The sequence below is a fragment of the Streptomyces sp. NPDC096324 genome (assembly GCF_044763015.1).
GTDB lineage: Bacteria > Actinomycetota > Actinomycetes > Streptomycetales > Streptomycetaceae > Streptomyces.
This window is the reverse complement of the sequence record NZ_JBIWFK010000007.1, coordinates 102,771-127,288: the sequence shown is the minus strand read 5'-3', so window position 1 is coordinate 127,288 and position 24,518 is coordinate 102,771. Positions and strand designations below refer to the sequence as shown.

The window sequence follows — 24,518 nt, the reverse complement described above, 5'->3', positions numbered from 1 at the left end:
TTCTGCTGTGACCAGCGCCAACGCTGCTCCGAGCAGCATCGCATACGCCTGGCACGCGCACGTGTCCGTGCCCGGCGAGGGCCCCGGGTTCGCCCACGGGACCGTCACGGCCCCCGCGTCCTTCTGCTGGACACGGGTCACCCGCGAGGTCGCCGCGTGGCTGCGCTCGCAGGGATCGAGCGTCCAGCTCGCCGACATTCACCTGATCCTCGCCCCGAACGCCGGAAAGGCGGTCTGACCATGGGCAAGCCCGACACCCGTCGCCTGGACCGGGCGATCCGCGAGACGAACCGAAAGCTCGAAGCCGTCCGACGCGGCGAACTGTGGCCGCTCACCGGCTCCGAGCGGCGCCAGATGCTCGCCGCCGTGGCAGGCGGCTCCTACCGGGTGATGCGCGGCAAGAGCACCGGCCGCGCCGACAACCGCATCGAGTCGGTCTCCTCCTCGGCGGCGACGCGGCTGATCGCGGAGATCACCGCGTTGCAGATCGAGCGGCAGCGGATCGTCACCGAGGCCGCCCGCGCCAAGGCCGCGAAGAAGTCGTCCGGCTGGTGGTGACCACCCGCCCGCACTGCGCTTTCTCCCTTCCCTCCAACCCCGGTCCCGGGGCAGTCAGGAGCGTCACCAACCATGAGTGACAACGTCGTTCACCTGCACAAAGACAACCTCACAACAGAGCCCGCCAACGTGACCACGTTGACCGTCGTCCCCGAACCGGCACCCGTGCCGCCGGTCCCGCTCTGGGTCCGCTCCGGGCGCGCCATCCGGACCGTGGTCACGCACGAGACGACCAAGACGACCGCCCGCGCCGTCGCTCGGCACGCGCTCTACGTCGCCGGCGGCGCCCGGATCGCGGCGAAGCGGACGTGGGACGGACGGACCGCCTCCCGCTACGAGCGGCTGTTCCGCGCGGCCGAGGCCGCCGGGAATCACGAGATGGCCACGGAGTGGGAGGAGCGGGGCCAGCACTTCCGCGAGGCCCGCCACCGCAGGCGCATGGACCTGCTGCACTCCCCGCTGGACGCGGCCAAGGGCGTCGGCATCACCGCGGGCATGGGGGTCGGCTCGCTGGTCGCGCTCGGGGTGGTGATGGCGATCGCGACGAAGGACGTCACGCAGGTCGTCACGCCTTTGATGGCCACGATCGAGTTCATCAACCTGATCATCACCATCGTTCAGGTGGTCTGGGGGCCCGCGCTCGCCATCGGCCCGTTCCTGGCCCTGCTGGCCTTATGGGCCGTGGGCAGCAAGCAGCACGCCGCACCCGCGTGGGCGCTCCCGGCGAACGTCAGGGACAGCGAGGGTGAGCCGATCACCCCGTCGATCGTGGTGAAGGCCCTGCGCGACCTCGGCATCCCTGCGCTGCGCAACGCCATCAAGGAGATGGGGGACGCGGGCGCGTCGATGCTCGGTCCGATCCGGATCGCCGGATGCGGCGTGGAAGTCGACGTCACCCTCCCATCCGGGGTGGCGACGAACGAGGTGCAGGCCAAGCGCCGCAAGCTCGCGGAGAACCTGAGCAGGCATGAGCACGAGGTGTTCATCGTCATCCCGCAGGCCGCCCGCACGGTCCGCCTGTGGGTCGCCGACTCGGGGGCGCTGGACGAGCCGATCGGCCCGTCGCCGCTCGTCACGGACGAGACGATGACCGCCGACTACGCCAAGGGCCGCGCCCCCTGGGGTCAGGACCTGCGCGGTGACGCGGCGGCTCTGTCGCTGTATCAGCGGCATTTGCTGATCACGGGTCTGTCCAACCAGGGCAAGACGGCCGCGCTGCGATCGCTCGCGCTGTGGGCGTCGCTGGATCGACGCGTCGAGTTCCGGATCGCGGACCTCAAGGGCGCGGGCGACTGGTCCATGTTCGACGGGCTGGCCACCGTCCTGATCCAGGGGCCGACCGATGAGCACGTGATCGAGGCGACCGAGATGGTTGAGGGACTGGTCGAGGAGATGAACCGGCGCATTGCCGCGCGACAGGCCGATCCGACCGTGGTGTTCGACCCGCTGATCGGCATCGTGGACGAAGCGCAGGTGGCGTTCATGTGCCCGGCCGTCGATGACGACAAGCGCCCCTACGGCGGGTCCAAGGCCACGTCCCGCTACTTCATGGGCGTCCGCAAGGTCCACAACCAAGGCCGCGTGGTCGACGTGCTCATGTACGAGGGCACCCAGGACCCCACCGACCAGAACCTTCCCAAGCTGGTCCGGGAGGGTGCGCACACGCGGGCCTCGCTCGCGCTCGGAACCGAGGCACAGGCCGTCATGGCCCTCGGAGAGAAGGCAGTCAACGGCGGCGCCGCCCCGCACCTGCTGCGCCAGGGACTGGACAAGGGAACCCTGGTCATCGCCTCCGACGGCATCGAGATCCCCAAGGGCCAGTCGTCCATCACCGTGCGCACGCACTTCATCGGCGACGAGGACGCCAAGGCCATCACCGACCGGGCCAAGGCCCTGCGCAACGGCGTCACCACCCTGCACGCCATCGAGCGAGGCCAGGACCGTGACTCGCTCGCCGACATCGCGAGCGTGCTCGGAGACGCGGAACGCTCGCACACCCAGGACATCGTCAAGCGGCTCGCGATCCTCAACGAGGACGCCTACGGCGGCTGGTCGTTCATCGACCTCAAGCGCGTGCTGGAGGCCCACGGAGTGATGCCCTACAAGTCGCACGGACGCATGGTCGTCCGCCACGACGACGTCACCCGCGCCCTCGCCGACCGCGACAGCGACGGTTCCGCTTCCGCGACCCAGTAGCGGGGAGGCGCACCCACCCGGCCCGGGGAGGCGGGGAGAACTCCCCAACCCCCTCCCCGGGCCACCTCCCCCGCATTGATCAGCGAAAACACCGTTTCAGGGAGGCGGGGAGGCATCGCAGGTCAACCCCCGAAAACCCCCTCCACAGCCCACCCCCAAGGGGGTGCCCCAGCCTCCCCGGCCAAGTACCGGAAGGGATTCCGCATGTACCCCGAACAGTCCGCCTACCTGCCCGCCCAGCGGGCCGTGACCGTCCACCAGCCGCAGCCGCTTGAGCCCTACGACCCGGGCCTGTCGGTGGCGCTGGACCCGTACGGCGAGCGTCAGCCGGTGGTGTGGGTGCCTGATGCGTACGGGCGCATGGTGCCCATGCCCAAGCACCTTGCCCCCGCACCGATGCTCGCCGCCGAGCCGCGCGACCTGACCCCGCTCCCGCTCCTGGACCCTGTCGCCCAACGTTTCCTGGGTGCCGGACTCGGGGGCGGTGCCCTCGCGGCCGGCATCGGCTACGGCGTGGGCGAGATCGTCTCCGCCGCCGCCGGCATCAGCGGAGGGGCCCTCGTGTGGGTCGCCGTGATCGTCCTCGCCCTGCGCACCCCGGTCCGCGCGATCAGCGGCGGCAACGGGAGCACGGTCAACATCCGCAAAGCCGTGATCAAGCGCAGCCACTTCCACGGCTAGCTACGCCAAGGGCGGCCCCCCATTCCGCCAAGAACCGGGGCCGCCCTGTTGTCCAGCAACTCATCAAGGAACTGGAGATATCCAGCATGACGCAACCCACCAGCATCCGGCGAGTGCGCGGCCGACGGCCCCGCTTACTGGATCTGTTCTGCTGTCAGGGCGGCGCGGGCAAGGGCTACGACGACGCCGGGTTCGACGTGACCGGCGTCGATATCGCCCCGCAGCCGCGCTACCCGTACGCGTTCGTCCAGGCCGACGCCATCGCCTACGTCCTCGCCCACGGCGCGGAGTTCGACTTCATCCACGCCTCGCCCCCGTGCCAGTTCGACAGCGACTGCCAGCGCATCCAGAACAACCCCCATCCCGACCTGATCGCCCCGACCCGCGCCGCCCTGGAAACCACGGGACGGCCGTGGGTGATCGAGAACGTGGGCGGGGCGGTGCCCAAGCTCCGAAACCCGGTGATGCTCTGCGGGCCGATGTTCCACCTGACCACCTACCGGCACCGGTACTTCGAAGCCGGCGGCTTCATCCTCCCCCAGCCCAGCCACCCCGAACACGCCGTGCCGCAGGCGAAGATGGGCCGCCCTATCCCGCCCGGCCACTACGGGCAGTTCGTCGGCAACTTCTCCGGAGTCGACCACGCCCGCCACGTCATGGGCGTCCCCTGGATGAACCGCGACGGCATCCGCGAGTGCATCCCGCCCGCCTACGCCCGATGGACCGGCACCCACGCCCGCTACAGCCTGCACGCCAAGGCGGTAGCCGCATGAACCAGCACCTCACACGTGCCGCACTGGAATCCGCGGAACGCGGCTGGCACGTCTTCCCCCTCCGCCCCGGCACCAAGCGGCCCGCACTGCACGGCGAGCGGGGATGCACCGGCACCGGGCCGTGCGAGAGCGGGCACCGGAAGTGGGAGCAGCGCGCCACGACCGACCCCGACCGCATCCGCGCCGCGTGGTCCCGGGCGCCGTTCAACGTCGGTATCGCCACCGGCCCTTCCGGGCTGCTGGTCATCGACCTGGACATGCCGAAGGGCAACATCAGTGCGGACGCGCCTGACGGCGCGGAGACCTTCGGGGCGCTCTGCGAGCGCACCGGGCACGCCGTCCCCGACACCTACGAGACCCGGACCGCGAGCGGCGGGGGGCATCTGTACTTCACCGCGCCAACTGGGGTTCGGATGGCCAACACGGCAGGAACCATCGCCCCGTTGGTCGACACCCGGGCATGGGGCGGATACGTCGTCGCCGCCGGCAGCACCACCCCCACAGGAACCTACGAAGCCCTGTGCGGGCCCGTGGCGGCCCCTCTGCCTCCGTGGCTGCAAAGCATCCTGCAACCGGCCCCTAAGCGGTCTCAGGACCCTTCGGTGGCCGTAGCGGGGCAATCACGTCGATACGCGGATGTTGCGCTCGTCGACGAATGCCGGAACGTGGCTTCGGCTCAAGTCGGTAAACGGGAAGCCGCGTTGTTCCGGGCCGCACGCGCGTTGGGGCGGTTCGTCGCGTGGGGCGACCTCCCCCGGCACGTGGTCGAGGACGCTCTTCAGGCGGGGGGCGAGGCGGCCGGACTGTCCGCGTCCGAGTGCCGCTCCACTCTGCGCAGCGCCCTGGACTGGTCCGCCGCCCACAACCAGATCCGCCGGGCGACGGCATGAGCATCCGACCCCGCCCCCCTCTGAAGAGCATCACCACCACCCAGGACCGCCCGCACGCCGCCCCACAGCCTGTGGACATGGCGGCCGTGGGCGAACCGAAGGTCGTCGCCCGTCAGGGCGTCCTTTCAGTCCTTGTCCGCCCGGACCGCCACCCGGCCAGCGCGGCACCCGGGCACGGCGACGATCCGACACCGGACCGGCCCGGTATCCGCATCTACGCCCCGCCGGTCTACCGCCACCACTACGACGGCGCTCGCTGGTCAACGCGACACGGCGACACCCCGACTGCCGCGTACGCCTGCGCGTGTGGCCTCACCGACACCGCGCGCGGCGCCGACGATGTCGCCGCCCTGATCTCCGACTACGAGTACCACCGCGCCAAGGAGTGCACCGGAGCACCCGCACTCACCGAAGGGAGGGCCGCCGCATGACCGAGACCATCGACGGGGCCGCGCTGCTCGACGAGGTGGAAGCCTTCCACCGCCGCTTCAACGTCTTCCCCCACGAGGCCGCCTACGTCGCCGTCGCGCTGTGGGACGCACACGCCCACCTGCTCGACTGCTTCGACTCCACCCCCCGCCTAGCCTTCCTCTCCCCCGAGCCGGGGTCGGGGAAGTCCCGGGCGCTGGACGTGGTCGAGACGCTCGTGCCGCGTTCCATGGCTGCGGCCGACGCGTCCGCAGCCGCGTTGTTCCGGTCCGTGTCCGGCATCGACGGCGGCCGGCCCACCATCCTGTTCGACGAGATCGACACCGTCTTCGGCCCCAAGGCCGGGGACAACGAGCAGCTACGCGGCTTCATCAACGCAGGCCACGCACGCGGGCGGGTCATGTACCGGTGCGTCGGGGACGGTTCCAACCAGCAGGTACAGGGCTTCCCTTCGTACTGCGCCGTCGCCGTCGCGGGGCTCGGCTCGCTGCCCGACACGATCCTCACCCGCTCCGTCATCATCCGCATGCGCCGCCGGGCCAGGAACGAGAAGGCGGAGCCGTTCCGGTCCCGCATCCACGTGCGCGAGGGCAACGAGATCCGTGACCGCCTCGCCAAATGGGCCGAGTCCGTGGAAAAGCAGGTCGCCGGAGCCTTCCCCGCACTCCCGGACGGAGTCACCGACCGCCCGGCCGACGTGTGGGAACCCCTGCTCGCCGTCGCCGACGCGGCCGGCGGCGACTGGCCCGAACGGGCACGTACCGCCTGCGTGGCACTGGTCACCGCGTCCAAGACCAACGACAAAGGCAGCATCGGAATCCGGCTACTGACAGACCTGCGCGACCACGTCCTCATCGGCATCGACCGCCTTCCCACCGTCGCCATCCTCGACCGCCTCAACGCGCTCGACGACGCCCCGTGGGCCGACCTCAACGGCAAGCCGCTCGACAACCGGCGCCTGTCCCAGATGCTCGGCGACTACGCCACCGCCGAGGGGGACCCGGTCGTCTCCCGCAACATCCGCACGGCCGGCGGAGTCCTCAAAGGATTCTTCGCCAAGGACCTCGAAGACCCGTGGGCGCGCTACTGCCCTCCGCCAGGGTCCGCTACATCCGCTACGCCGCTACATCCCAGCTCAGAGCAACTGAATCTGTAGCGGCAACCACCGATGTAGCGGCTACGGCCACCCGCCCCGAAACCGCCGTAGCCGCTACATCCGACCCGTCCGCTACAAAAATCATGCCGTTGACCTGCGATGTAGCGGTGTAGCGGATGTAGCGGACTTCTGAGAGGGACCCCGAGCCCACAGAGGAGACACGTCCCGATGAGCAGCACCCGCCTGGCAACCGATCAACTGCTCTATACCCCCGAAGCCGCCGCCGAGGTTCTCTCCTTCGGCCGCTCCACCGTCTACGAGCTGATGGCCGAAGGACTCCTGAAGTACGTGAAGCGAGGCCGCTCCCGCCGCATCCGGCGCAGCGACCTGGAGGCGTTCGTCAACAGCCTCGAACCGTCGCCCAACTGACCCTTCCGACAGCCCAATCGAGGCGGCCCCGGACCACGTCCGGGGCCGCCTCGCGCATGGAGGAGCGCATGAGCCCCCGCAGACAGAACCTGGAATCATCCATCTACCTGGGTGGCGACGGCTGGTGGCACGGTCGCGTGACCATGGGCGTCAAGGACGACGGAAGCCCGGACCGCCGCCATCGTCGTGGCAAGACCGAGGCCGAAGTACGGCGCAAGGTCAAGGAATTGGAGCGGCTCCGCGACAAGGGCCGTGCCCCGAAGGCCGGCCGGGCGCCCACGGTGGCCGCGTGGATGGAGAACTACCTGACCAACATCGCGAGCCTCAAGCTCCGCCCGCGCTCTCTCGACGACTACTGGTCCAAGACCCGCAACGACATCATCCCGGGCGTCGGCCAACACCGTCTCGACAAGCTCGCCCCCGAGCACCTGGAGCGGATGTACCGCGCGATGCTCGACGACGGACACGCACCCTCGCACGTGCTGAAAGTCCACCGCATCCTGTCGCGGGCCCTGAAGATCGCCCACCGTCGCCGGATCATCTCTGAGAACGTCGCCACCCTCGTTGACCCGCCCACCGTCGACGAGACCGAGGCCAACCCGTTCACGATCGAGGAGGCGAAAGCTTTCCTACGAGCAGCGGCGAAGCGCCCCACCTCGATGCGCTGGATCGTCGGCGTCGGCATGGGATTCCGTCAGGGGGAAGTCCTCGGCCTCCGGTGGCCGTACGTCGACCTGGAAGGGGAGATGTTCCACCCTCAGTGGCAGTTGCAGCGGCTCACGTGGCGCCACGGCTGCAAGGCTCCGGGCGCGTGCGGTGCACGGCTCCACCGATTCGAGCCCTGCCCGCCGGACTGCACCACGCACAGGGGATACAAGCGTGGATGCCCCTCGCCGTGCCCGAAGACGTGCACTGGGCACGCGAGTGCCTGTCCCGAGCGGAAGGACGGCGGTCTCGTCTTCACCCGCCCCAAGACGAAGAAGAGCCGCAATTCCGTGCCGATCCCGCCGCCGTTCATCCCCTTCCTGATCGAGCACAAGGCCCGGCAGGAAGCCTTACGTGAAGCCGCGGGCGACGAGTGGGAGGACCACGGCGCCGTATTCACCCGTCCCGACGGGCGCCCGCTCGACCCCCGGGCCGACTGGGAGGAATTCAAGGACCTGCTCGCCGAGGCAGGCATCGACGACCGCCGCCTCTACGACGGAAGCCGTCACACGGCCGGCACGATCCTGAACGAGCTGGGCGTGGACATGGTCACCATCATGGAGATCCTTCGGCATACGCAGATCAGTCAGACGCGGCGGTACGTGAAGGGACGCTCTCACCTCTCGAAGGATGCGATGCGCCGGATGGGAGACACCTTCCTGCCCTCGCCGCAGGCCCCTGCTGAGACCACAACTGAGACCCCCGACACCCGTGCGGCCCGCGCCGCGCGTCGCCGCCGCATCCGCTGAACGCAAAAGCCCAGCTCAGACCACGTCTGAGCTGGGCTTGCAAGAGAGCCCCCTGTCGGATTCGAACCGACGACCTACGCATTACAAGTGCGTTGCTCTGGCCATCTGAGCTAAGGAGGCCTGACGCGCGCCCGGGGCGTACGTGCCCGTGCAGTGTACCCACGTCGCCGCGCGGGGCTGTCGAGAGTTTCCGCGAACTTCACCGGTGTCCGGGTGCTGACAGAACACATGAACGCCAGGTAGCGTCCTGACCCAGTTCACTCATATGGACTACACCACTATGGGCGTTTCCATAGTGGATCACCACCTTTACAACGGATCGTCCGGCACGTTCCTGCCGGTGAAGGGGGCCCCTCACCATGGCCACTGTCTCGTTCAACAAGGCGACCCGCATCTACCCGGGTGGCGACAAGCCCGCCGTCGACCAGCTCGAGCTCGACGTCGCGGACGGCGAGTTCCTCGTCCTCGTCGGTCCCTCCGGCTGCGGAAAGTCCACCTCCCTGCGCATGCTCGCGGGTCTCGAGGACGTCAACGGCGGTTCGATCCACATCGGCGACCGCGACGTCACGCACCTGCCGCCCAAGGACCGGGACATCGCGATGGTGTTCCAGAACTACGCGCTGTACCCGCACATGACCGTCGCCGACAACATGGGCTTCGCGCTCAAGATCGCCGGCGTCAACAAGGCCGAGATCCGCCAGAAGGTCGAGGACGCGGCGAAGATCCTCGACCTCACCGAGTACCTCGGCCGCAAGCCGAAGGCCCTCTCCGGCGGTCAGCGTCAGCGTGTCGCCATGGGCCGCGCCATCGTGCGCGAGCCCCAGGTCTTCCTCATGGACGAGCCGCTGTCGAACCTCGACGCCAAGCTCCGCGTCTCCACCCGTACGCAGATCGCCTCGCTCCAGCGCCGCCTCGGCATCACCACGGTGTACGTCACCCACGACCAGGTCGAGGCCATGACCATGGGTGACCGCGTGGCCGTGCTCAAGGACGGTCTGCTCCAGCAGGTCGACTCGCCGCGCAACATGTACGACCGCCCGGCCAACCTCTTCGTCGCCGGCTTCATCGGCTCCCCGGCCATGAACCTGGTCGAGGTCCCGATCACCGACGGCGGCGTGAAGTTCGGCAACAGCGTCGTCCCGGTCAACCGCGAGGCCCTCCAGGCCGCCGCCGACAAGGGCGACCGCACGGTCACCGTCGGCGTGCGCCCCGAGCACTTCGACGTCCTCGAGCACAACGGCGAGGCCGCCAAGTCGCTCTCCAAGGACACCGAGGACGCCCCGGCCGGGCTCGCCGTCTCCGTGAACGTCGTCGAGGAGCTCGGCGCCGACGGCTACGTCTACGGCTCCGCCAAGGTCGGCGACGAGCACAAGGACCTCGTCGTCCGCGTCAACGGCCGCGCCGTCCCGGACAAGGGCGCCACGCTGCACGTCGTGCCGCGGCCGGGCGAGATCCACGTGTTCTCCACCTCGACGGGCGAGCGTCTGTCCGACTGACGTCCGCGTCAGCCGGGCGAAAGCACTCACCCCCGTAAGGGTTGAATTCACCCAAGTTGACGAAGAGGGCCCCGCGGCCGACCGCGGGGCCCTCTTCGTTGTCGACAAATACCCCGGCAGACCGGGCATTTCGATCGCCGTACGGTAGCCGCCCGTCAACCCGCTACCCAGAAAAACCAACTTCCCCGTCCCCCGAACCGGTGACTAAATGTCGCCAAATCATCACCCCGCGCTACCCTCACTCGCGTGAAGCACACCACCACTAACCAGCGGCCCCGGCGTGGCCGTGGCCCCGCCCGTCAGATCGGCCGGACCCTCGCCCTCGTTCTGCCTGTCGTCCTGGTGCTCTCCGGGACTCTCGCGGTCACCCAAGTCAACTGGTCGGGGAACCCCTCGAGCTCGGTGCTCACCGCGTCCTCGGAGGAGGTCTCGACGCGAGCCGTCTCCCGCACCCCGCAGGACGTCCTGCGCGACGAGCTGCTCCTGGAACTCCAGGAGAAGGACCCGGGCGTGGCCCTCACCCACCTCCAACAGGCGGTGAACGGCCGTCCGTCGCTCGCCAAGCACTGCGTGTCCATCGCCCGCGCCCTCGGCCGCGCCGCGGTCCGCGCGTACGGGCCGACGCGCGCCCAGTCCTTCGCCCGGCCCGTGTGCGACACGGCGTTCGCCTCGGGGGTCGCGGTCGGCCATCTCTAGCACGCACCGGTCGGCACTCACCGGCTCGCACGCATCAATCGGCACTCACCGGCCGGCACCCACCGGTTCCGGCCCGTCCGGTAACAGCCTGTTAAGGAACGGTTGCCGCGGGAAAGCGCGTGCGGGGCGCCACGTAGAGTTCGAACATGACCGATCCGAACGCCGCGTCGCGCCCCGTGCAAGCCGTCGTCCTGGCCGGCGGCCAGGGTTCCCGGCTGCGTCCCTACACCGACGACCGGCCCAAGCCGATGGTCGAGATTCCCGGCACCGGGACACCGATCATCGGCCACCAGCTCACCTGGCTCGCCGAAGAGGGCGTGACCGACGTCGTCGTCTCCTGCGGTCACCTCGCCGACGTCCTCCAGAAGTGGCTGGACGCGGCCGACCTGCCGCTGAACGTCACGACCGTCGTCGAGACGGAGCCCCTCGGCCGCGGCGGTGGCCTCAAGTACGCCGCCGCGCATCTGCCGCACCCCGACCTGCCCTGGTACGCGACGAACGGTGACATCTGGACCCGTTTCTCGCTGCGCGACATGGCGGACTTCCACGCCGAGCGCGACGCCGTCGCCACCCTCGCGCTGGCCCGTCCGCGCATCCCGTGGGGCGCCGTCAAGACGGACGGCTTCGGTCACATCACCGACTTCATCGAGGCGCCGCCCTCCACGTTCGAGATCAACGCGGGCGTCTACGTCTTCTCGCCCGAGTTCACCGACATGCTCCCCGAGCGCGGCGACCACGAGCGCACCACCTTCCCGCGCCTGGCCCGCGAGCGCCGGCTGTCCGGCTTCCCGATCCCGCAGGGCGCCTACTGGCGCGCCATCGACACCGCCAAGGACCTCACGGAGGCGGCGAAGGAACTCGCGGCCCTGGGCCGCTAGGAGCCGCCCGCACGGTTCCAGGAGACGCGGACCGGCCCGCACACGCGGTCCCGCGAGACCGTACAGGGCACGCGGGACCGGACGACAGCGCAACAGCACGACACAACCCAGGAACACGACGGCAGGGCCCCGCACATCCGTGTGCGGGGCCCTGCCGTCGTCGCGCCCGGCCGTGCGGGCGTCGCGGGGTCGGTGGGACGTCAGCCCAGCAGGCCGCCCACCAGACCCGGCTGGCCCGTGGACGAGCTCCCGCCGGTGGAGGTGCCGCTCCCGGTGCCCGTGCCGCCGGTACCGCCGGTGCCGCCACCGCCGCCGGTCGCCGTGCCGCCGCCGCCGCTGGAGGGACCGGCGCCGGTGCTCGGGGCCCGGTCCACCGGGGTGGACTGCTGGGGCGGGGCCTGGCCGCTGCCCTGGGTCTGGCTGGGCTGCCGGCCGCCGCCGACCGGGTCGGTCTCCTGGGTGGCGCCCGGAGTGCCCGCCGTGTGCGACGGCGTCGCGGAACTGCTCCGGGTCGGCGGCTCGGAGGCCGAGGGGGTGGCCTTCCGGTGCCGTTCGCCGGGCGTCTCGGGGAGCGGCGAACCGGGCAGTTCGTTGCGCGGGGCGTCGCCGGGACCGGGAACCACGATCCGGCTGGAGTCGCGGACGGCGCCGCCGAGGAGGGAACCGATGAGCAGGGTCAGTCCGACGACGACGGCCGCGAGCAGCGCGCCCCGCCGCAGCACACGGGCGCGCAGGTCCCAGATGTCGGCGCGCGGACCGAGCGTCCGCCAGGCCTCGCCGGCGAGCCGTCCGTCGGCGGAGTAGACCGGGGCACCCGCGATGATCAGCGGGGACCAGGCGGCGAGGTAGATGATGTCCGGCGTGTCGTACACGGGCACCGTCTTCCAGCTCACGGTGACGATGAGCGCCGCCGACAGCATCGCGCCGACCACGGCCGCCACCCGCTGCCACAGCCCGAGGACGGTCAGGACGCCGACGATGACCTGGAAGAAGGCGATGACGAGTCCGGAGCCGATGGGGTGGTGGAGCGCGAACTGCCGCAGCGGCTCGGCGACTTCCCACGGATGCAGCGTGTTGAGCCACTTCACCATCGAGCCGCGCTTGCCGCCATCGAAGTAGACGGGGTCGCAGAGCTTGCCCATGCCGGCGTAGACGGAGATGAATCCGAGGAAGACGCGCAGCGGGAGCAGCACGACGCCGAGATTCATCCGGCGCCCGGGGTGATACGCGTGCCGGACCGTGTCGGAAGCGCGCCGCCTGCCGGAGGTCTCGCGCGCCGGCTCCTCGAAGCGGTCGTCGTCCTCGAAGCCGTCGTCCCCGAAGTCGCCGTCCGTGTACGCGTGTTCGCCGTACGGCGGTCCGCCGTAGCGCGGTTCCTCGTACGCGCTGCCCACGCTGCGCATCCGGGGCAGCAGCCGCTGCTCGTCGCCGAGAGGGGAACGCTGGTTGCCAACGAGGGGTGTCTCGACCGTGTCGACCGTCAGATCGCCCGCGTAGCCGGGCTGTTCGCCGATGCGCGGGATGAGCTGCGTCGAACCGCCCTCGGGCGTAAGCCCGGTGGAGCCGTGGGGCACGCCGGCGCTCCGTACGGCCTGGAGCAGGCGGTGGGCGCCGGTGTCGTCCGGCGCGGACTTCCCGCTCCAGACGACGGGCGCACGGCGGCGGGCCCCGCCGGCCGGACCGGCCCCGCCCGCTCGGCCCGGCGCACCGGCGCCGGGAGAGCCCAAGTGCCGCGCGATGCGCGGGGACTGGCCCCGTGACGCACCCGCCAACTGGACGCGGAAGCTCGCATGGTTGACGATGACCTGCGCCGGATCGCTCGGCACCTTCACCATGCTCAGCGCGGGAACCTCGTCGAATCCCGACGAGCGGTCCCCCGTGGGTGTGCGGGGTGTTCTGGTGTCCACACTCATCTAACCGAGTGACGTGTGGTTAGGACACTGCCTTGACCACGCGGAACTGTCCGGACCGCGTCAAGATCGTTCAGAACACCCCGATCACCCCGCGAGGGTGACCACCCGGACGTCCGTTCAGGCGCGGCGGCGCGCCGCCTCGTACAGGACAACTCCCGCCGCCACACCGGCGTTCAGCGACTCCGCGCCACCGGGCATCGGAATCCGCACCCGGAAGTCGCAGGTCTCGCCGACGAGTCGGGACAGACCCTTGCCCTCGCTGCCGACGACGATGACGACGGGGCCGCCCAGCGCCTCCAGTTCACCGACCTCGACCTCGCCGTCGGCGGCCAGGCCGACCACCACGAGGCCGGCCTTCTTGTACGCCTCCAGGGCCCGCGTCAGGTTGGACGCGCGCGCGACGGGCGTACGGGCGGCGGCACCGGCCGACGTCTTCCAGGCACCGGCGGTCATGCCGGCCGCGCGCCGCTCGGGCACGACGACGCCGTGGCCGCCGAAGGCGGAGGCGGAACGGACGACCGCGCCGAGGTTGCGCGGGTCGGTCACCCCGTCGAGGGCGACGATCAGCGGGTCCTGGCCCTCGTCGTACGCGGCGGCGGCGAGGTCCTCGGGGTGCGCGTACTCGTACGGCGGGACCTGGAGGACGAGACCCTGGTGGTTGAGCCCGTTGGTCATGCGGTCCAGCTCGGGACGCGGGGCCTCCATCAGGTGGATGCCGCCGCGCTCGGCGACGAGCTGGAGCGCCTCGCGGACCCGCTCGTCGTTGTCGATGAACTGCTGCACGTACAGCGTCATCGCGGGGACGCCCTCGCGCAGCGCCTCGACGACGGAGTTGCGCCCGACGACCATCTCGGACGTGCCCTTGCCGCCGCGGCCCTTGGGGTGGGCGGGACGGCGGACGATCTGCTTCGCCTTGGCGTTGGCGACGCGGTTCTTCTTGTGTCCCTTGCGCGCTTCGGCGGGCGGGGTCGGACCCTTGCCTTCCAGGCCCCGGCGTCGCTGGCCGCCACTGCCGACCTGCGCGCCCTTCTTGCCGGACATGCGGCGGTTGTTAGCAGCCATGACCTACCTGTCTGTGTGAGACGTGCGTGCGTACGTAATGAAGTGTGCCGCCCGGAGGTCCGGGCGGCACAATCGATCAAGGCCGACCGAGGTCGGCCGGGACCGCCGGAGCGGATGCTCAGCGCGGTCCGAGCGTCCAGCGCGGCCCCTGCGGGCTGTCCTCGATGACCAGGCCGGACTGGTTGAGCTGGTCGCGGATGGCGTCCGCGGCGGCCCAGTCCTTGCGGGCGCGGGCGGCCTCGCGCTGGTCGAGGACCAGATGGACGAGGGTGTCGACGACTCCGTGCAGATCGTCGCCGCGGTCGCCGTCCTCGACCCACTGGGGGTCGAGGGGGTCGAGTCCGAGGACGCCGAGCATGGCCCGTACCTCGGCGAGGCGCGCCACGGCGGCTTCCTTGTCGTCGGCGGCCAGGGCGGAGTTCCCCTGGCGGACCGTCGTGTGCACGATGGCCAGCGCCTGGGGGACGCCCAGGTCGTCGTCCATCGCCTCGGCGAACGCGGGCGGCACCTCGGCGGCCGGCTCGACCACGCCCCCCGCCTTCTCGACGACCCGCTGCACGAAGCCCTCGATGCGCGCGAACGCCGACTCGGCGTCGCGCAGCGCGCCTTCGCTGTACTCGATCATCGAGCGGTAGTGCGGGGTGCCGAGGTAGTAGCGCAGCACGATCGGACGCCACACCTTGGTCATCGTGGAGACGAGGACCGAGTTCCCGAGGGACTTGGACATCTTCTCGCCGCTCAGGGTGACCCAGGCGTTGTGCACCCAGTACTTCGCGAACTCGTCCCCGAAGGCCTTGGCCTGCGCGATCTCGTTCTCGTGGTGCGGGAAGATCAGGTCGATCCCGCCGCCGTGGATGTCGAAGGCGCTGCCCAGGTACTTGTGGGCCATGGCCGAGCACTCCAGGTGCCAGCCCGGACGGCCGCGGCCCCAGGGCGTCTCCCAGCTCGGCTCGCCCGGCTTCACGGACTTCCACATGGCGAAGTCACGCGGGTCGCGCTTGCCGGTCTCGCCCTCGCCCGACGGCTGGAGCAGGTTCTCGAGCTCCTGGTTGGAGAGCTCGAGGTAGCCGTCGTACGAGCGCACGTCGAAGTAGACGTTCCCGTCGGCCTCGTAGGCGTGACCGCGCTCGATGAGACCGCGCATCATCTCGATCATCTCGGGGATGTGACCGGTGGCACGGGGCTCGTACGTGGGCGGCAGGCAGCCGAGCACGTCGTAACCCTCGTTGAAGGCGCGCTCGTTCTCGTAGCCGATGGACCACCAGGGGCGGCCCTGGGCGGCCGACTTGACGATGATCTTGTCGTCGATGTCCGTGACGTTCCTGATGAACGTCACGTCATAGCCGCGGTACGCGAACCAGCGGCGCATGATGTCGAAGTTGAGGCCCGAGCGGATGTGCCCGATGTGCGGTGCGGCCTGTACGGTCGCGCCACAGAGGTAGATCGAGACGCAACCCGGCACGAGCGGGGTGAAGTCACGGATCTGCCGGGCGCTGGTGTCGTACAGGCGAATAGTCACCACTCCAGGGTAGTGGGCCCCGGGCAGTGCCCCGCGCCCCTTCCCACAGCATGGCCACGTATTCGTGACAAACGGGGGAGCCGGGGGCTGTACGGGGGAGCGTCGGGGGGACCGCCGGGTGGTCCCGGCGCACCCGGACGCCCGTACTCCGCACCGCAGGCCCCCGGAGAACCGGTGCTCCGGTCCACCGGGCCGCCGGACGACCACTGCTCCCGACCACCCGGACGGCCGGTTCCGACCACCCGGACGGCCGATGCTTCCGACCACCCGGACGGCCGATGCTTCCGACCACCCGGACGGCCGGTGCCCTCGGTCCCCGAACAGCCAGTGCTCTCGGCCCGTTCAGCCCGCTCGTACGACCAGTGCCGTGGCGACCGCCATCAGGCCCTCGTCGCGGCCCGGGAAGCCGAGGCCGTCCGTCGTGGCGCCCGACACCGAGACCGGCGCCCCCACCGCTTCGGACAGGATCTTCTGGGCCTCGTCCCGCCGCTTGCCGATCTTCGGGCGGGGGCCGACGACCTGGACCGCGACGTTGCCGACGACGAAGCCGGCCTCGCGGACGATCCGCGCCGCCTCCGTCAGGAGCACGACCCCCGGCGCCCCGGACCACTCCGGACGCCCGGTGCCGAAGTGGGCCCCGAGGTCACCGAGGCCCGCGGCCGAGAAGAGCGCGTTGCACGCGGCGTGCGCGACGACGTCGGCGTCGGAGTGCCCGGCGAGCCCGGGCCCCTCCCCCTCCCACTTCAGGCCGGCACACCACAGTTCCCGCCCTTCCTCGAAGGCGTGGATGTCGGTGCCGATCCCGACCAGCGGGAGCACCAGTCCCTGGACCGGGGCCTGACCCGGCCCCTGAACGGCCGTCCGCTCCGAGGCCCCGGTGGAACCCGCCGCTTCCGGCGACTCAGAACCCATCGTTGAGCCTCCGCCGCGCGAGAACCGCCTCCGCCAGCACCAGATCCAGCGGGCGCGTCACCTTGAACGCCTCCTCGTGGCCCGGCACCACCACGACCGGCACGCCCAACTGCTCGACCATGCTCGCGTCGTCGGTCACGTTGTCGGTGACGCTCTCGTGGGCCCGCAGAAGCGTCACGCGGTCGAAGCCCTGGGGCGTCTGCACGGCACGCAGCCGAGCCCGCTCCGGGGTGGCCACGACCGGCTCGGTCTCCCCCGCGACGGCCGCGGGCTCGACCTCCTTGACGGTGTCGGCGAGCGGCAGCGCCGGCACGACGGCGGGAGCGCCGTCCCGTACAGCCTCGATGACGGCGTCCACCGTGTCGACGGGGACGAGCGGCCGGGCCGCGTCGTGCACCAGGACGATGTCGACGCCGGGCGGCAGCGCCTCCAGGCCGTACCTCACGGACTCCTGGCGGCTGTCCCCGCCCGGGACGACGACGAAGTCGGTGCGCTCGGGCAGCGCGTGCGCGTCGAGCAGCGTCTTGACCTCGGCCGTGCCGTCCGGCGGAGCCACGACGACGACCAGCGAGACGGCACGCGAGGCGGCCATCGCGCGGACCGCGTGGATGAGCATGGGCGTGCCGTTCAGCGCGCGGAGCGCCTTGGGGGCGCCCGGACCGAGGCGCACACCTCGTCCGGCGGCCGGGATCACGGCGGCGGTACGGGCCTCCGGCGGCGAAGGGAGCGAAACGTCAGACATCGGTTCCTGTCAGGTTTGTGTGCTCGACCGGGATGGGTATGGCCTGGGGGTACCCCCTGCTCGGGGAGCTGGGGGAGCACCGGGCGCGACGCCTTGACCGGACCCTTCCGTGACATCCGGTCAAGTCGACTGCCCGGTTCGGCATCCCAAGTATCGGATACGCCGGTATACCGCGGGAAAGCCGATACCGGGTGAACGGCCGGTTTACCGAATGGGTGCGGGTACGAACATGCCGCAGCGCCCGGCGACAGCAATTGCGTCATCGGGCACCGCGGCATTTCATTGCGCTTCTGCGCAGGCTTGGGCGTACGTCAAGACGGCTCGCGTCTCGGCGACTGAGCCGGCGTCAGGACGCGAGAACCTCGTCGAGCAGGGCCTCGGCCTTGTCCTCGTTGGTGTTCTCCGCGAGGGCGAGCTCGCTCACCAGAATCTGGCGCGCCTTGGCGAGCATGCGCTTCTCACCGGCGGAGAGTCCGCGCTCGCGCTCACGACGCCACAGGTCACGCACGACTTCCGCGACCTTGATGACATCGCCGGAGGCGAGCTTCTCCAGATTTGCCTTGTAGCGACGCGACCAGTTCGTGGGCTCCTCGGCGTACGGCGCGCGCAGCACCTCGAAGACCCGGTCCAGTCCATCCTGACCGACCACATCACGTACGCCGACGAACTCCGCATTGTCCGCTGGCACACGTACCGTCAGGTCACCCTGGGCGACCTTCAGCACCAAGTAGGTCTTGTCCACGCCTTTGATCTGGCGAGTTTCGATGGCCTCGATCAGCGCGGCCCCGTGATGGGGATAGACCACGGTGTCGCCAACCTTGAACGTCATGTGACAGGTACCCCTTCCGTGGCTATCCAGAGTAACACGGAAACGGCGTCTTCTGAATGGCGTTTTCGCAGGTCAGGGCATATCTCGGGGCTTGACAACCGCAACAGGAACGTGCTGCGAGGGGCGAGCGGAAGAGGGTATTCGCAGGTGGGAGCGGCTGTCCAGGCGGAGTGAAACGCGTACGTTACACACACCCGGAGCCCGTCGCCAGGGTCCGAACATCCCGTTTTGTCCTGCTCCAAGAGCGCGAGTTCCGCTACTCCGTTCGACGGGCGGAGCCGAGTACGAGACGAATCCGGAATTGATCAAGGCGATCGATGATCACGCACTCGGCGGCCCCCGATGACACCGTGATCCTTTTCCCGGAGAGCCGGGCATTCATTCCGCGAAATGCGCAAGCGTAAGTCTGCGGAACTTATGTGAATGGCGGACCGGCGCACGACAAAGCGATGGGCGCACACCGGCGCACGGCGTGTCGAACGGTCGCCCAGGGGCGCACACGCGTCGCACAGAAGCCCACCCCCACACCCCATGCCCCCCACCCGACCCCCTCCACGACATCAACGCCCGTCACCACCACGAACCACCCGCGGCCGGGATCCGGCGCGAGGGGACGTGCCGGTACATCGATGCCCGTCGCCACCGACGGTCACCTCTCCGTCCGACGGCGACGGGCTGATGCACCGGCACGGCCCCGACCCACCCACCGGACCGACACCGAAGACGCCCACCGGACAGAACCCCGCTCCGGGCAGCCGAGCCGGACGCAGAGAGCCCCCGGACCCACCGGCTCAGCCCTGGACACTCGAGCCGGTGCCCGACAGGCCCCCGGGGCCCTTCCGACCAACCCCGAGACCCGGCGTCGGCCGCCCCGACCGTGCCCCCTTGTTTCACCCGGGTGAGCAAAGTCGGGGGCTTGGGGAGGGTCGGGTGCGGTCGGGCGGGAACGGATCGGTAACCTAAGGCCGCTGACAGACCCTTAGGGCGGCTTTACACAGAGGTCGCCCTGCTTCGCCCACGTTCAAGGAGTTGCCGCCGCCGTGAGCAGCAGCCTTCGACGCGGCTCTCTCGCCGCCGCCGTCATCGCCTTCTCGATCGCCTCGCTCGCCGCGTGCGGTGCCGGCAGCGACGCCCAGACGTCCGAGATCAAGCCGGACAACGCTGCCACCTCCGTGGGCGTGATCAAGGTTCAGAACGCCCTCGTCATCACCCAGCCCGATGTGAAGGCCACCGGCCCGGCCGTGGTCTCCGCGACGCTGTACAACAACGGCACCACCGACCAGACCGTGGACTCGATCAAGGTCGAGGGCGAGGGCACCGCCGAGGTCAAGGCCGCGGACGGCAAGGGCAAGCTGACCGTCCCGGCCGGCGGCTCGGTCGTCCTCGGCGGCAAGGGCAACGCCTCCGCGGTGCTGTCCAGCCCCTCCCAGACCGTCCTGAACGGCAGCGTCCAGAAGCTGACCTTCGCCTTCAGCGAGACCGGTGACGTGAGCCTGGGCGCCTTCGTCGTCCCGGCGGAGAGCTACTTCTCCGACTGGGGCCCGAGCGACATCCCGTCGGCGCCCGCCACCTCCTCGGCCCCGGCCACGTCGCCGTCCGAGTCGGCCACGGGCTCCCCGTCCGCGTCCGCCTCCGAGGGCCAGGCCGGCACGAACGCGTCGTCGAGCGCGACGGCCACGGCGTCGGCGTCCACCGGGCAGTAACCCCGGACGCGCGCTGGACGCGGGCCGGTCTCCGGCCCCGTACGCGGCCGGCGACCACCGCACGGCCCTACGTACTCCGCGCGCGGCAGATCCGTACGCCGAAGGGCGGGACCCCCATCTCCGGGGATCCCGCCCTTCGGCGTACTGCCGTGTCGTACCGCTCGGGCACGAGGCCGGTCTACGGCTCGAACTTGTAGCCGAGACCGCGGACCGTCACCAGGTAGCGGGGCGCGCCCGGGTCCGGCTCGATCTTCGCGCGCAGGCGCTTGACGTGGACGTCGAGGGTCTTGGTGTCACCGACGTAGTCGGCACCCCAGACCCGGTCGATGAGCTGCATACGGGTCAGCACGCGGCCCGCGTTGCGCAGCAGCATCTCCAGGAGGTCGAACTCCTTCAGCGGAAGGTCGACCTTGCCGCCGGAGACGGTGACCACGTGACGGTCGACGTCCATCCGGACGGGCCCGGCCTCGAGGGCGGCCGGGGCGACCTCCTCCGGCTCCCCGCGGCGGCGCAGGACGGCCCGGATACGGGCGACCAGCTCACGGGAGGAGAAGGGCTTGGTGACGTAGTCGTCGGCTCCTATTTCGAGTCCGACCACCTTGTCGATCTCGCTGTCCTTGGCGGTGACCATGATCACCGGCACGTTGGAGCGGCCACGCAGTTGACGGCAGACCTCCGTGCCGGGCAGCCCCGGCAGCATCAGGTCGAGGAGGACGAGGTCGGCGCCGTTGCGCTCGAACTCGTCCAGTCCGTCGGGCCCGGTGGTCGCGATGGCGACCTCGAAGCCCTCCTTGCGAAGCATGTACGACAGGGCGTCGGAGAACGACTCCTCGTCCTCGACGACGAGCACACGGGTCACGGAAGGACCTCCGGGGCAGGAAGCGGTTCGTACGGGGATGTGACGGTGGTCGTCCCGTCGGGCTGCCCGGTCTCGTCCTCTTCGTCGAGTCCGGGCATGTGGTGATCGGTGGTGACACGGTCGCGGGCCGCACTCGCCTCCGGCAGCCGCAGGGTGAACGTGGAGCCCTGACCCTCGGAGCTCCACACCGTGACCTCCCCGCCGTGCGAGGCGGCCACGTGCTTGACGATCGCCAGCCCGAGGCCCGTACCGCCGGTGGCACGGGAGCGGGCGGGATCGACACGGTAGAAGCGCTCGAAGATGCGCTCCTTGTCCTTGTCCGAGATGCCGATGCCCTGGTCGGTCACGGCGATCTCGATGTGCTCGCCACCGGGTGCCGTCACCCGGCGGGCGGCTATGCCGACGCGGGTGCGGGCGGGCGAGTAGTTGACGGCGTTCTCGACGAGGTTGCCGAGGGCGGCGGCGAGCTGGCCCCGGTTTCCCCAAAGGCTCAGGTCGGCAGTGCCGCCGGCGGCCATGGTGATCTGCTTCGCGCCGGCCTGGTGGCGGCAGCGGTCGATCGCCTCGGCGACCAGCTCGTCGACCCGGACCGGCTCGGCGTCCTCGAGGGGATCGTCGTTCTGCACCCTCGACAGGTCGATGAGCTCCTGTACGAGGTTGGTGAGCCGGGTGGCCTCTATCTGCATGCGTCCGGCGAAGCGCTCGACGGCCTCCGGGTCGTCCGAGGCGTCCATGACGGCTTCGGAGAGCAGGGAGAGCGCTCCGACGGGGGTCTTCAGTTCATGGCTCACGTTCGCGACGAAGTCCCGCCGCACCGCTTCGATGCGGCGCGCCTCCGTCAGGTCCTCCACGAGAAGGAGGACGAGCCTGGATCCGAGGGGAGCGACTCTGGCCGAGACGGCGAGGGCCTCTCCCCGTCCCGTGCCCCTTCTCGGCAGGTCCAGCTCCACCTGACGTATCTCCCCGTCACGACGGGTGTCACGCGCCATGTGGAGCATCGGTTCGACGGCGAGCTTGCCGCCGCGCACCAGTCCGAGGGCGTACGCCGCCGAGCTGGCCTTGACCACGGCGTCCGCCTCGTCGAGTACGACCGCGGACGACCTGAGCACGGAGAGCACGGTGTCGACGCCGGGCGGAAGCACGGCGTCCGTGTGCAGGGAAGTGCGGGTCGGGCGTTTCTGGTCGCGCTCGCTCCAGCGGAACGCCAGCATGGCGATGACACCGGTGAGCACTCCGGCGATCGCTGCCGCTGCGGCGACCGCCGCGTTCACGTCCATGCACCCAGGTTAGGCATGGCGTAGCTCCTGGCCACAGCCATCCGAGTGCGAGCTCGAACACTCGTCGCCCAGAGTTCACCCAGGAGCCAGTACTGATTCACTTGAGATGCCGGAAACGGACGCGTACGGGGCCGAACGTGGGAGCGTGGGGTTCCAGGGTCCCTCCGGCTGCCGGCCGGTGGCCGGAACTGGCAGGTCCCGGACCCCGGACCCCGGAAGCTGACGTACGAGAGGGACGACCACATGCGTGACGCGTATCACGAGGAACTTGACTCGATCGGCGACGGCCTGGTCGAGATGGCCCGGCTCGTCGGGTCGGCGATCGGGCGCGCCACGACGGCCATCCTCGATTCCGACCTGAAGCTGGCCGAGAGCGTGATCGCCGCCGACCAGAGGGTCGACGATCTCCAGCACGAGCTCGAGGCCCGCGCGATAGCCCTGCTGGCCCGCCAGCAGCCGGTGGCGACGGATCTCCGTATCGTCGTCACCTCGCTGCGGATGTCCGCCGACCTGGAGCGTTCCGGTGACCTGGCCCAGCACGTGGCCAAGCTGGCCCGGCTGCGTTTCCCGGACCGCGCGGTCCCACACGACCTGCACGCCACGATCCTGGAGATGGGCCAGCTCGCCCAGCGCCTGATGGCCAAGGCGGCCGAGGTCATCATCACCAAGGACGTCGACCTGGCGATGCAGCTCGAACAGGACGACGACGACATGGACCTGCTGCACCGCACGCTCTTCCAGCACCTGCTGGACGACAAGTGGCAGCACGGCATCGAGACCGCCGTCGACGTGACCCTCCTCGGCCGCTACTACGAGCGCTTCGCCGACCACGCCGTGTCGGTCGCCAAGCGAGTCGTCTACCTGGTCACCGGCGAACACGCCGACGATCTCCAGTCGGACATCCAGCCGGTCACGGGAGTCGAGGGCGCGTAGCCCTGCCGGGCGGGGACCGGGGGCTGACACCTGGCCCCCTCCGGGCGGGGACCGGGCGGTGCCTGGCTGGCCCTTGCCGGGCGGGAACGGATGGGGCGTGCCGCCTCCGGGCGGGGCCGGGGGATGAAGCGTGCCCCCTCCGGGCGGGGCCGGGCGGCGCCTGGCCCCTGGCCGGGCGGGGACCGAGGGATGACATTTGTCCCCCTCCGGGCGGGGACCGGGCGGTGCCTGGCCCTTGCCGGGCGGGGACCGGGGGATGATGCGTGCCCCTTCCGGGCGACTGGGCGGTGCTTGGTCCCGTGCCCGGAAGGGGACTCAGTCCCACCCGGGCACGGGCCGCGACGGTGACCGACCTCTGCCGAACGGTGAACGGGTCGGCGCCTGGCCCCTGCCGATGGAAAATGCCCAGCCGTTGCCGGCACCGGGCCGTCCCGGTGCCCGGTCCCTGCCGGGCGGACACCGGGACGGTGCCCAGCCCCGGGCGGGCGATCGGCCCTTGCCGCAACGAACCAGGACGGTGGCCGCCCCTACCGGGTGCAGGCCGCAGGGGCCTCGTCCTCCCGGGGACGGGCCCTGGTGGGGGCAGGGCGCCGGCCGTTCCCCGGGAGGCGGCGGAGCCAGGCTGATCTGGATGGAGCCGGGCCCTGCCGGGGAAGTCGACGGGCCCCCTTCCGGGGGTGGTCCCCGGTTTTGGGGTGGGGTGGGGTGGTGCCGCCTCGTGGTGGGTCGCCCCGCGCGGGATTCGCGCTCTGGGCGCGTAAGACGCCTCAGTGCGCCGTTGATGCGCCCGCCGGGCTGGGCATGAGATGGGCGACGGAAGCCGTGCGGCGCGGTGTGCGCCGGACGCCTTCGTGCCTGAAGGAGGGACCCATGGCCGAATCCCCCAGCACGCCCGACCCGACCCAGGACCGCGACACCCAACAGCCCGCCGAGATCAAGAACCTCCCTTTGTTCGGCGCCTGCGGCTGCGGCTCAGGCTGCGGCTGCGGCTGCCAGTCGGGCAATCCCTGCCAGTGCGGCTGATCACGTACGTACGTCCCGAAGGGCCCCGTCACCACGACGGGGCCCTTCGTCCTTCACCCACCGCCGACCCCGCCGCGCGATCCCGCCCGCCATTCACGGCTCCGCCCGTCGCGCGAAGACGTACGCGCGAGGACCGGATGTGCTCGGGCCCGACCGAAATCTGCTCGATT

Annotated in this window: 24 protein-coding genes and 1 tRNA gene; 16 read left to right on the top strand and 9 right to left on the bottom strand. The window is 70.5% G+C overall.

The annotated features are described in order from the left end of the window. Positions 1-7: 7 nt before the first annotated feature. From ACIQ7M_RS20485 to ACIQ7M_RS20440, 10 genes are all read left to right on the top strand, one after another. Complete coding sequence (locus tag ACIQ7M_RS20485; RefSeq protein WP_403646174.1) at positions 8-238, top strand: hypothetical protein; 231 nt, start codon at positions 8-10, stop codon at positions 236-238. Positions 239-240: 2 nt separating this feature from the next. After that, complete coding sequence (locus ACIQ7M_RS20480) at positions 241-558, top strand: hypothetical protein (protein ID WP_403646171.1); 318 nt, start codon at positions 241-243, stop codon at positions 556-558. Positions 559-630: 72 nt separating this feature from the next. After that, positions 631-2,754, top strand: a complete 2,124-nt coding sequence (locus ACIQ7M_RS20475; protein WP_403646168.1) for an ATP-binding protein — start codon at positions 631-633, stop codon at positions 2,752-2,754. Positions 2,755-2,958: 204 nt separating this feature from the next. Beyond that, positions 2,959-3,435 (top strand): hypothetical protein, encoded by a 477-nt coding sequence (locus ACIQ7M_RS20470; RefSeq protein ID WP_403646165.1) that lies wholly within the window; start codon positions 2,959-2,961, stop codon positions 3,433-3,435. A gap of 86 nt (positions 3,436-3,521) precedes the next feature. Then, a complete protein-coding gene (locus ACIQ7M_RS20465) occupies positions 3,522-4,208 on the top strand; it encodes an SAM-dependent methyltransferase (protein WP_403646162.1) in 687 nt (228 codons plus the stop codon). After that, complete coding sequence (locus tag ACIQ7M_RS20460; RefSeq protein ID WP_403646159.1) at positions 4,205-5,098, top strand: bifunctional DNA primase/polymerase; 894 nt, start codon at positions 4,205-4,207, stop codon at positions 5,096-5,098. Before ACIQ7M_RS20465 ends, ACIQ7M_RS20460 begins: the two co-directional genes overlap by 4 nt. Next, a complete protein-coding gene (locus ACIQ7M_RS20455; RefSeq protein ID WP_403646156.1) occupies positions 5,095-5,529 on the top strand; it encodes a hypothetical protein in 435 nt (144 codons plus the stop codon). Before ACIQ7M_RS20460 ends, ACIQ7M_RS20455 begins: the two co-directional genes overlap by 4 nt. Beyond that, positions 5,526-6,683, top strand: coding sequence for a DUF3631 domain-containing protein (locus tag ACIQ7M_RS20450; protein ID WP_403646153.1), 1,158 nt, complete (start codon positions 5,526-5,528; stop codon positions 6,681-6,683). Before ACIQ7M_RS20455 ends, ACIQ7M_RS20450 begins: the two co-directional genes overlap by 4 nt. A gap of 168 nt (positions 6,684-6,851) precedes the next feature. Next, positions 6,852-7,052 (top strand): helix-turn-helix domain-containing protein, encoded by a 201-nt coding sequence (locus ACIQ7M_RS20445; RefSeq protein ID WP_365734053.1) that lies wholly within the window; start codon positions 6,852-6,854, stop codon positions 7,050-7,052. A gap of 68 nt (positions 7,053-7,120) precedes the next feature. Then, entirely contained in the window at positions 7,121-8,506 is a 1,386-nt protein-coding gene (locus ACIQ7M_RS20440; protein ID WP_403646149.1) for a tyrosine-type recombinase/integrase, read from the top strand. 46 nt (positions 8,507-8,552) lie between these two features. Here the strand turns inward: ACIQ7M_RS20440 and ACIQ7M_RS20435 are convergent. Then, positions 8,553-8,626 (bottom strand) — tRNA-Thr (locus tag ACIQ7M_RS20435). A gap of 239 nt (positions 8,627-8,865) precedes the next feature. On the opposite strand from ACIQ7M_RS20435, the gene ACIQ7M_RS20430 reads away from it, so the two are divergent. The 3 genes from ACIQ7M_RS20430 to ACIQ7M_RS20420 all read left to right on the top strand — a co-directional run bounded on the left by ACIQ7M_RS20430 (position 8,866) and on the right by ACIQ7M_RS20420 (position 11,576). After that, complete coding sequence (locus tag ACIQ7M_RS20430; protein WP_355763355.1) at positions 8,866-10,002, top strand: sn-glycerol-3-phosphate ABC transporter ATP-binding protein UgpC; 1,137 nt, start codon at positions 8,866-8,868, stop codon at positions 10,000-10,002. A gap of 246 nt (positions 10,003-10,248) precedes the next feature. After that, a complete protein-coding gene (locus tag ACIQ7M_RS20425) occupies positions 10,249-10,698 on the top strand; it encodes a hypothetical protein (RefSeq protein WP_355773729.1) in 450 nt (149 codons plus the stop codon). A 146-nt stretch (positions 10,699-10,844) separates the two neighbouring features. After that, positions 10,845-11,576: a nucleotidyltransferase family protein gene (locus ACIQ7M_RS20420; protein ID WP_329300396.1), complete on the top strand. Its 732-nt coding sequence runs from the start codon at positions 10,845-10,847 to the stop codon at positions 11,574-11,576. A 200-nt stretch (positions 11,577-11,776) separates the two neighbouring features. Here the strand turns inward: ACIQ7M_RS20420 and ACIQ7M_RS20415 are convergent, their stop codons facing one another. From ACIQ7M_RS20415 to ACIQ7M_RS20390, 6 genes are all read right to left on the bottom strand, one after another. Continuing rightward, positions 11,777-13,483: a DoxX family protein gene (locus ACIQ7M_RS20415; protein WP_403646955.1), complete on the bottom strand. Its 1,707-nt coding sequence runs from the start codon at positions 13,481-13,483 to the stop codon at positions 11,777-11,779. A gap of 123 nt (positions 13,484-13,606) precedes the next feature. Continuing rightward, complete coding sequence (rlmB, locus tag ACIQ7M_RS20410; RefSeq protein WP_355773732.1) at positions 13,607-14,551, bottom strand: 23S rRNA (guanosine(2251)-2'-O)-methyltransferase RlmB; 945 nt, start codon at positions 14,549-14,551, stop codon at positions 13,607-13,609. A 118-nt stretch (positions 14,552-14,669) separates the two neighbouring features. Next, positions 14,670-16,070 (bottom strand): cysteine--tRNA ligase, encoded by a 1,401-nt coding sequence (gene cysS / locus ACIQ7M_RS20405; protein ID WP_403646144.1) that lies wholly within the window; start codon positions 16,068-16,070, stop codon positions 14,670-14,672. 342 nt (positions 16,071-16,412) lie between these two features. Next, entirely contained in the window at positions 16,413-16,982 is a 570-nt protein-coding gene (gene ispF / locus ACIQ7M_RS20400; protein ID WP_386989281.1) for a 2-C-methyl-D-erythritol 2,4-cyclodiphosphate synthase, read from the bottom strand. Next, entirely contained in the window at positions 16,972-17,724 is a 753-nt protein-coding gene (gene ispD / locus ACIQ7M_RS20395; protein ID WP_355773737.1) for a 2-C-methyl-D-erythritol 4-phosphate cytidylyltransferase, read from the bottom strand. The genes ispF and ispD overlap by 11 nt, the downstream gene beginning before the upstream one ends. Positions 17,725-18,070: 346 nt before the next feature. Then, positions 18,071-18,553 carry a CarD family transcriptional regulator gene (locus ACIQ7M_RS20390; RefSeq protein WP_003953493.1) on the bottom strand — a complete coding sequence of 161 codons (483 nt, stop codon included), beginning with the start codon at positions 18,551-18,553 and terminating at the stop codon, positions 18,071-18,073. Positions 18,554-19,593: 1,040 nt separating this feature from the next. On the opposite strand from ACIQ7M_RS20390, the gene ACIQ7M_RS20385 reads away from it, so the two are divergent. Beyond that, entirely contained in the window at positions 19,594-20,256 is a 663-nt protein-coding gene (locus tag ACIQ7M_RS20385) for a DUF461 domain-containing protein (protein ID WP_386980607.1), read from the top strand. Between the two features lie 178 nt (positions 20,257-20,434). On the opposite strand, the gene ACIQ7M_RS20380 is transcribed toward ACIQ7M_RS20385, so the two are convergent. Next, positions 20,435-21,115: a response regulator transcription factor gene (locus ACIQ7M_RS20380; RefSeq protein ID WP_037622332.1), complete on the bottom strand. Its 681-nt coding sequence runs from the start codon at positions 21,113-21,115 to the stop codon at positions 20,435-20,437. Next, on the bottom strand, positions 21,112-22,392 hold the full coding sequence (locus ACIQ7M_RS20375; RefSeq protein WP_355759776.1) for an ATP-binding protein: 1,281 nt from the start codon (positions 22,390-22,392) through the stop codon (positions 21,112-21,114). Before ACIQ7M_RS20375 ends, ACIQ7M_RS20380 begins: the two co-directional genes overlap by 4 nt. 243 nt (positions 22,393-22,635) lie before the next feature. Here ACIQ7M_RS20375 and phoU point away from each other — a divergent pair, with 243 nt between their 5' ends. Beyond that, on the top strand, positions 22,636-23,325 hold the full coding sequence (gene phoU, locus ACIQ7M_RS20370; RefSeq protein WP_339130165.1) for a phosphate signaling complex protein PhoU: 690 nt from the start codon (positions 22,636-22,638) through the stop codon (positions 23,323-23,325). A gap of 870 nt (positions 23,326-24,195) precedes the next feature. Continuing rightward, entirely contained in the window at positions 24,196-24,348 is a 153-nt protein-coding gene (locus ACIQ7M_RS20365; RefSeq protein ID WP_328451008.1) for a hypothetical protein, read from the top strand. Positions 24,349-24,518 lie beyond the last annotated feature (170 nt).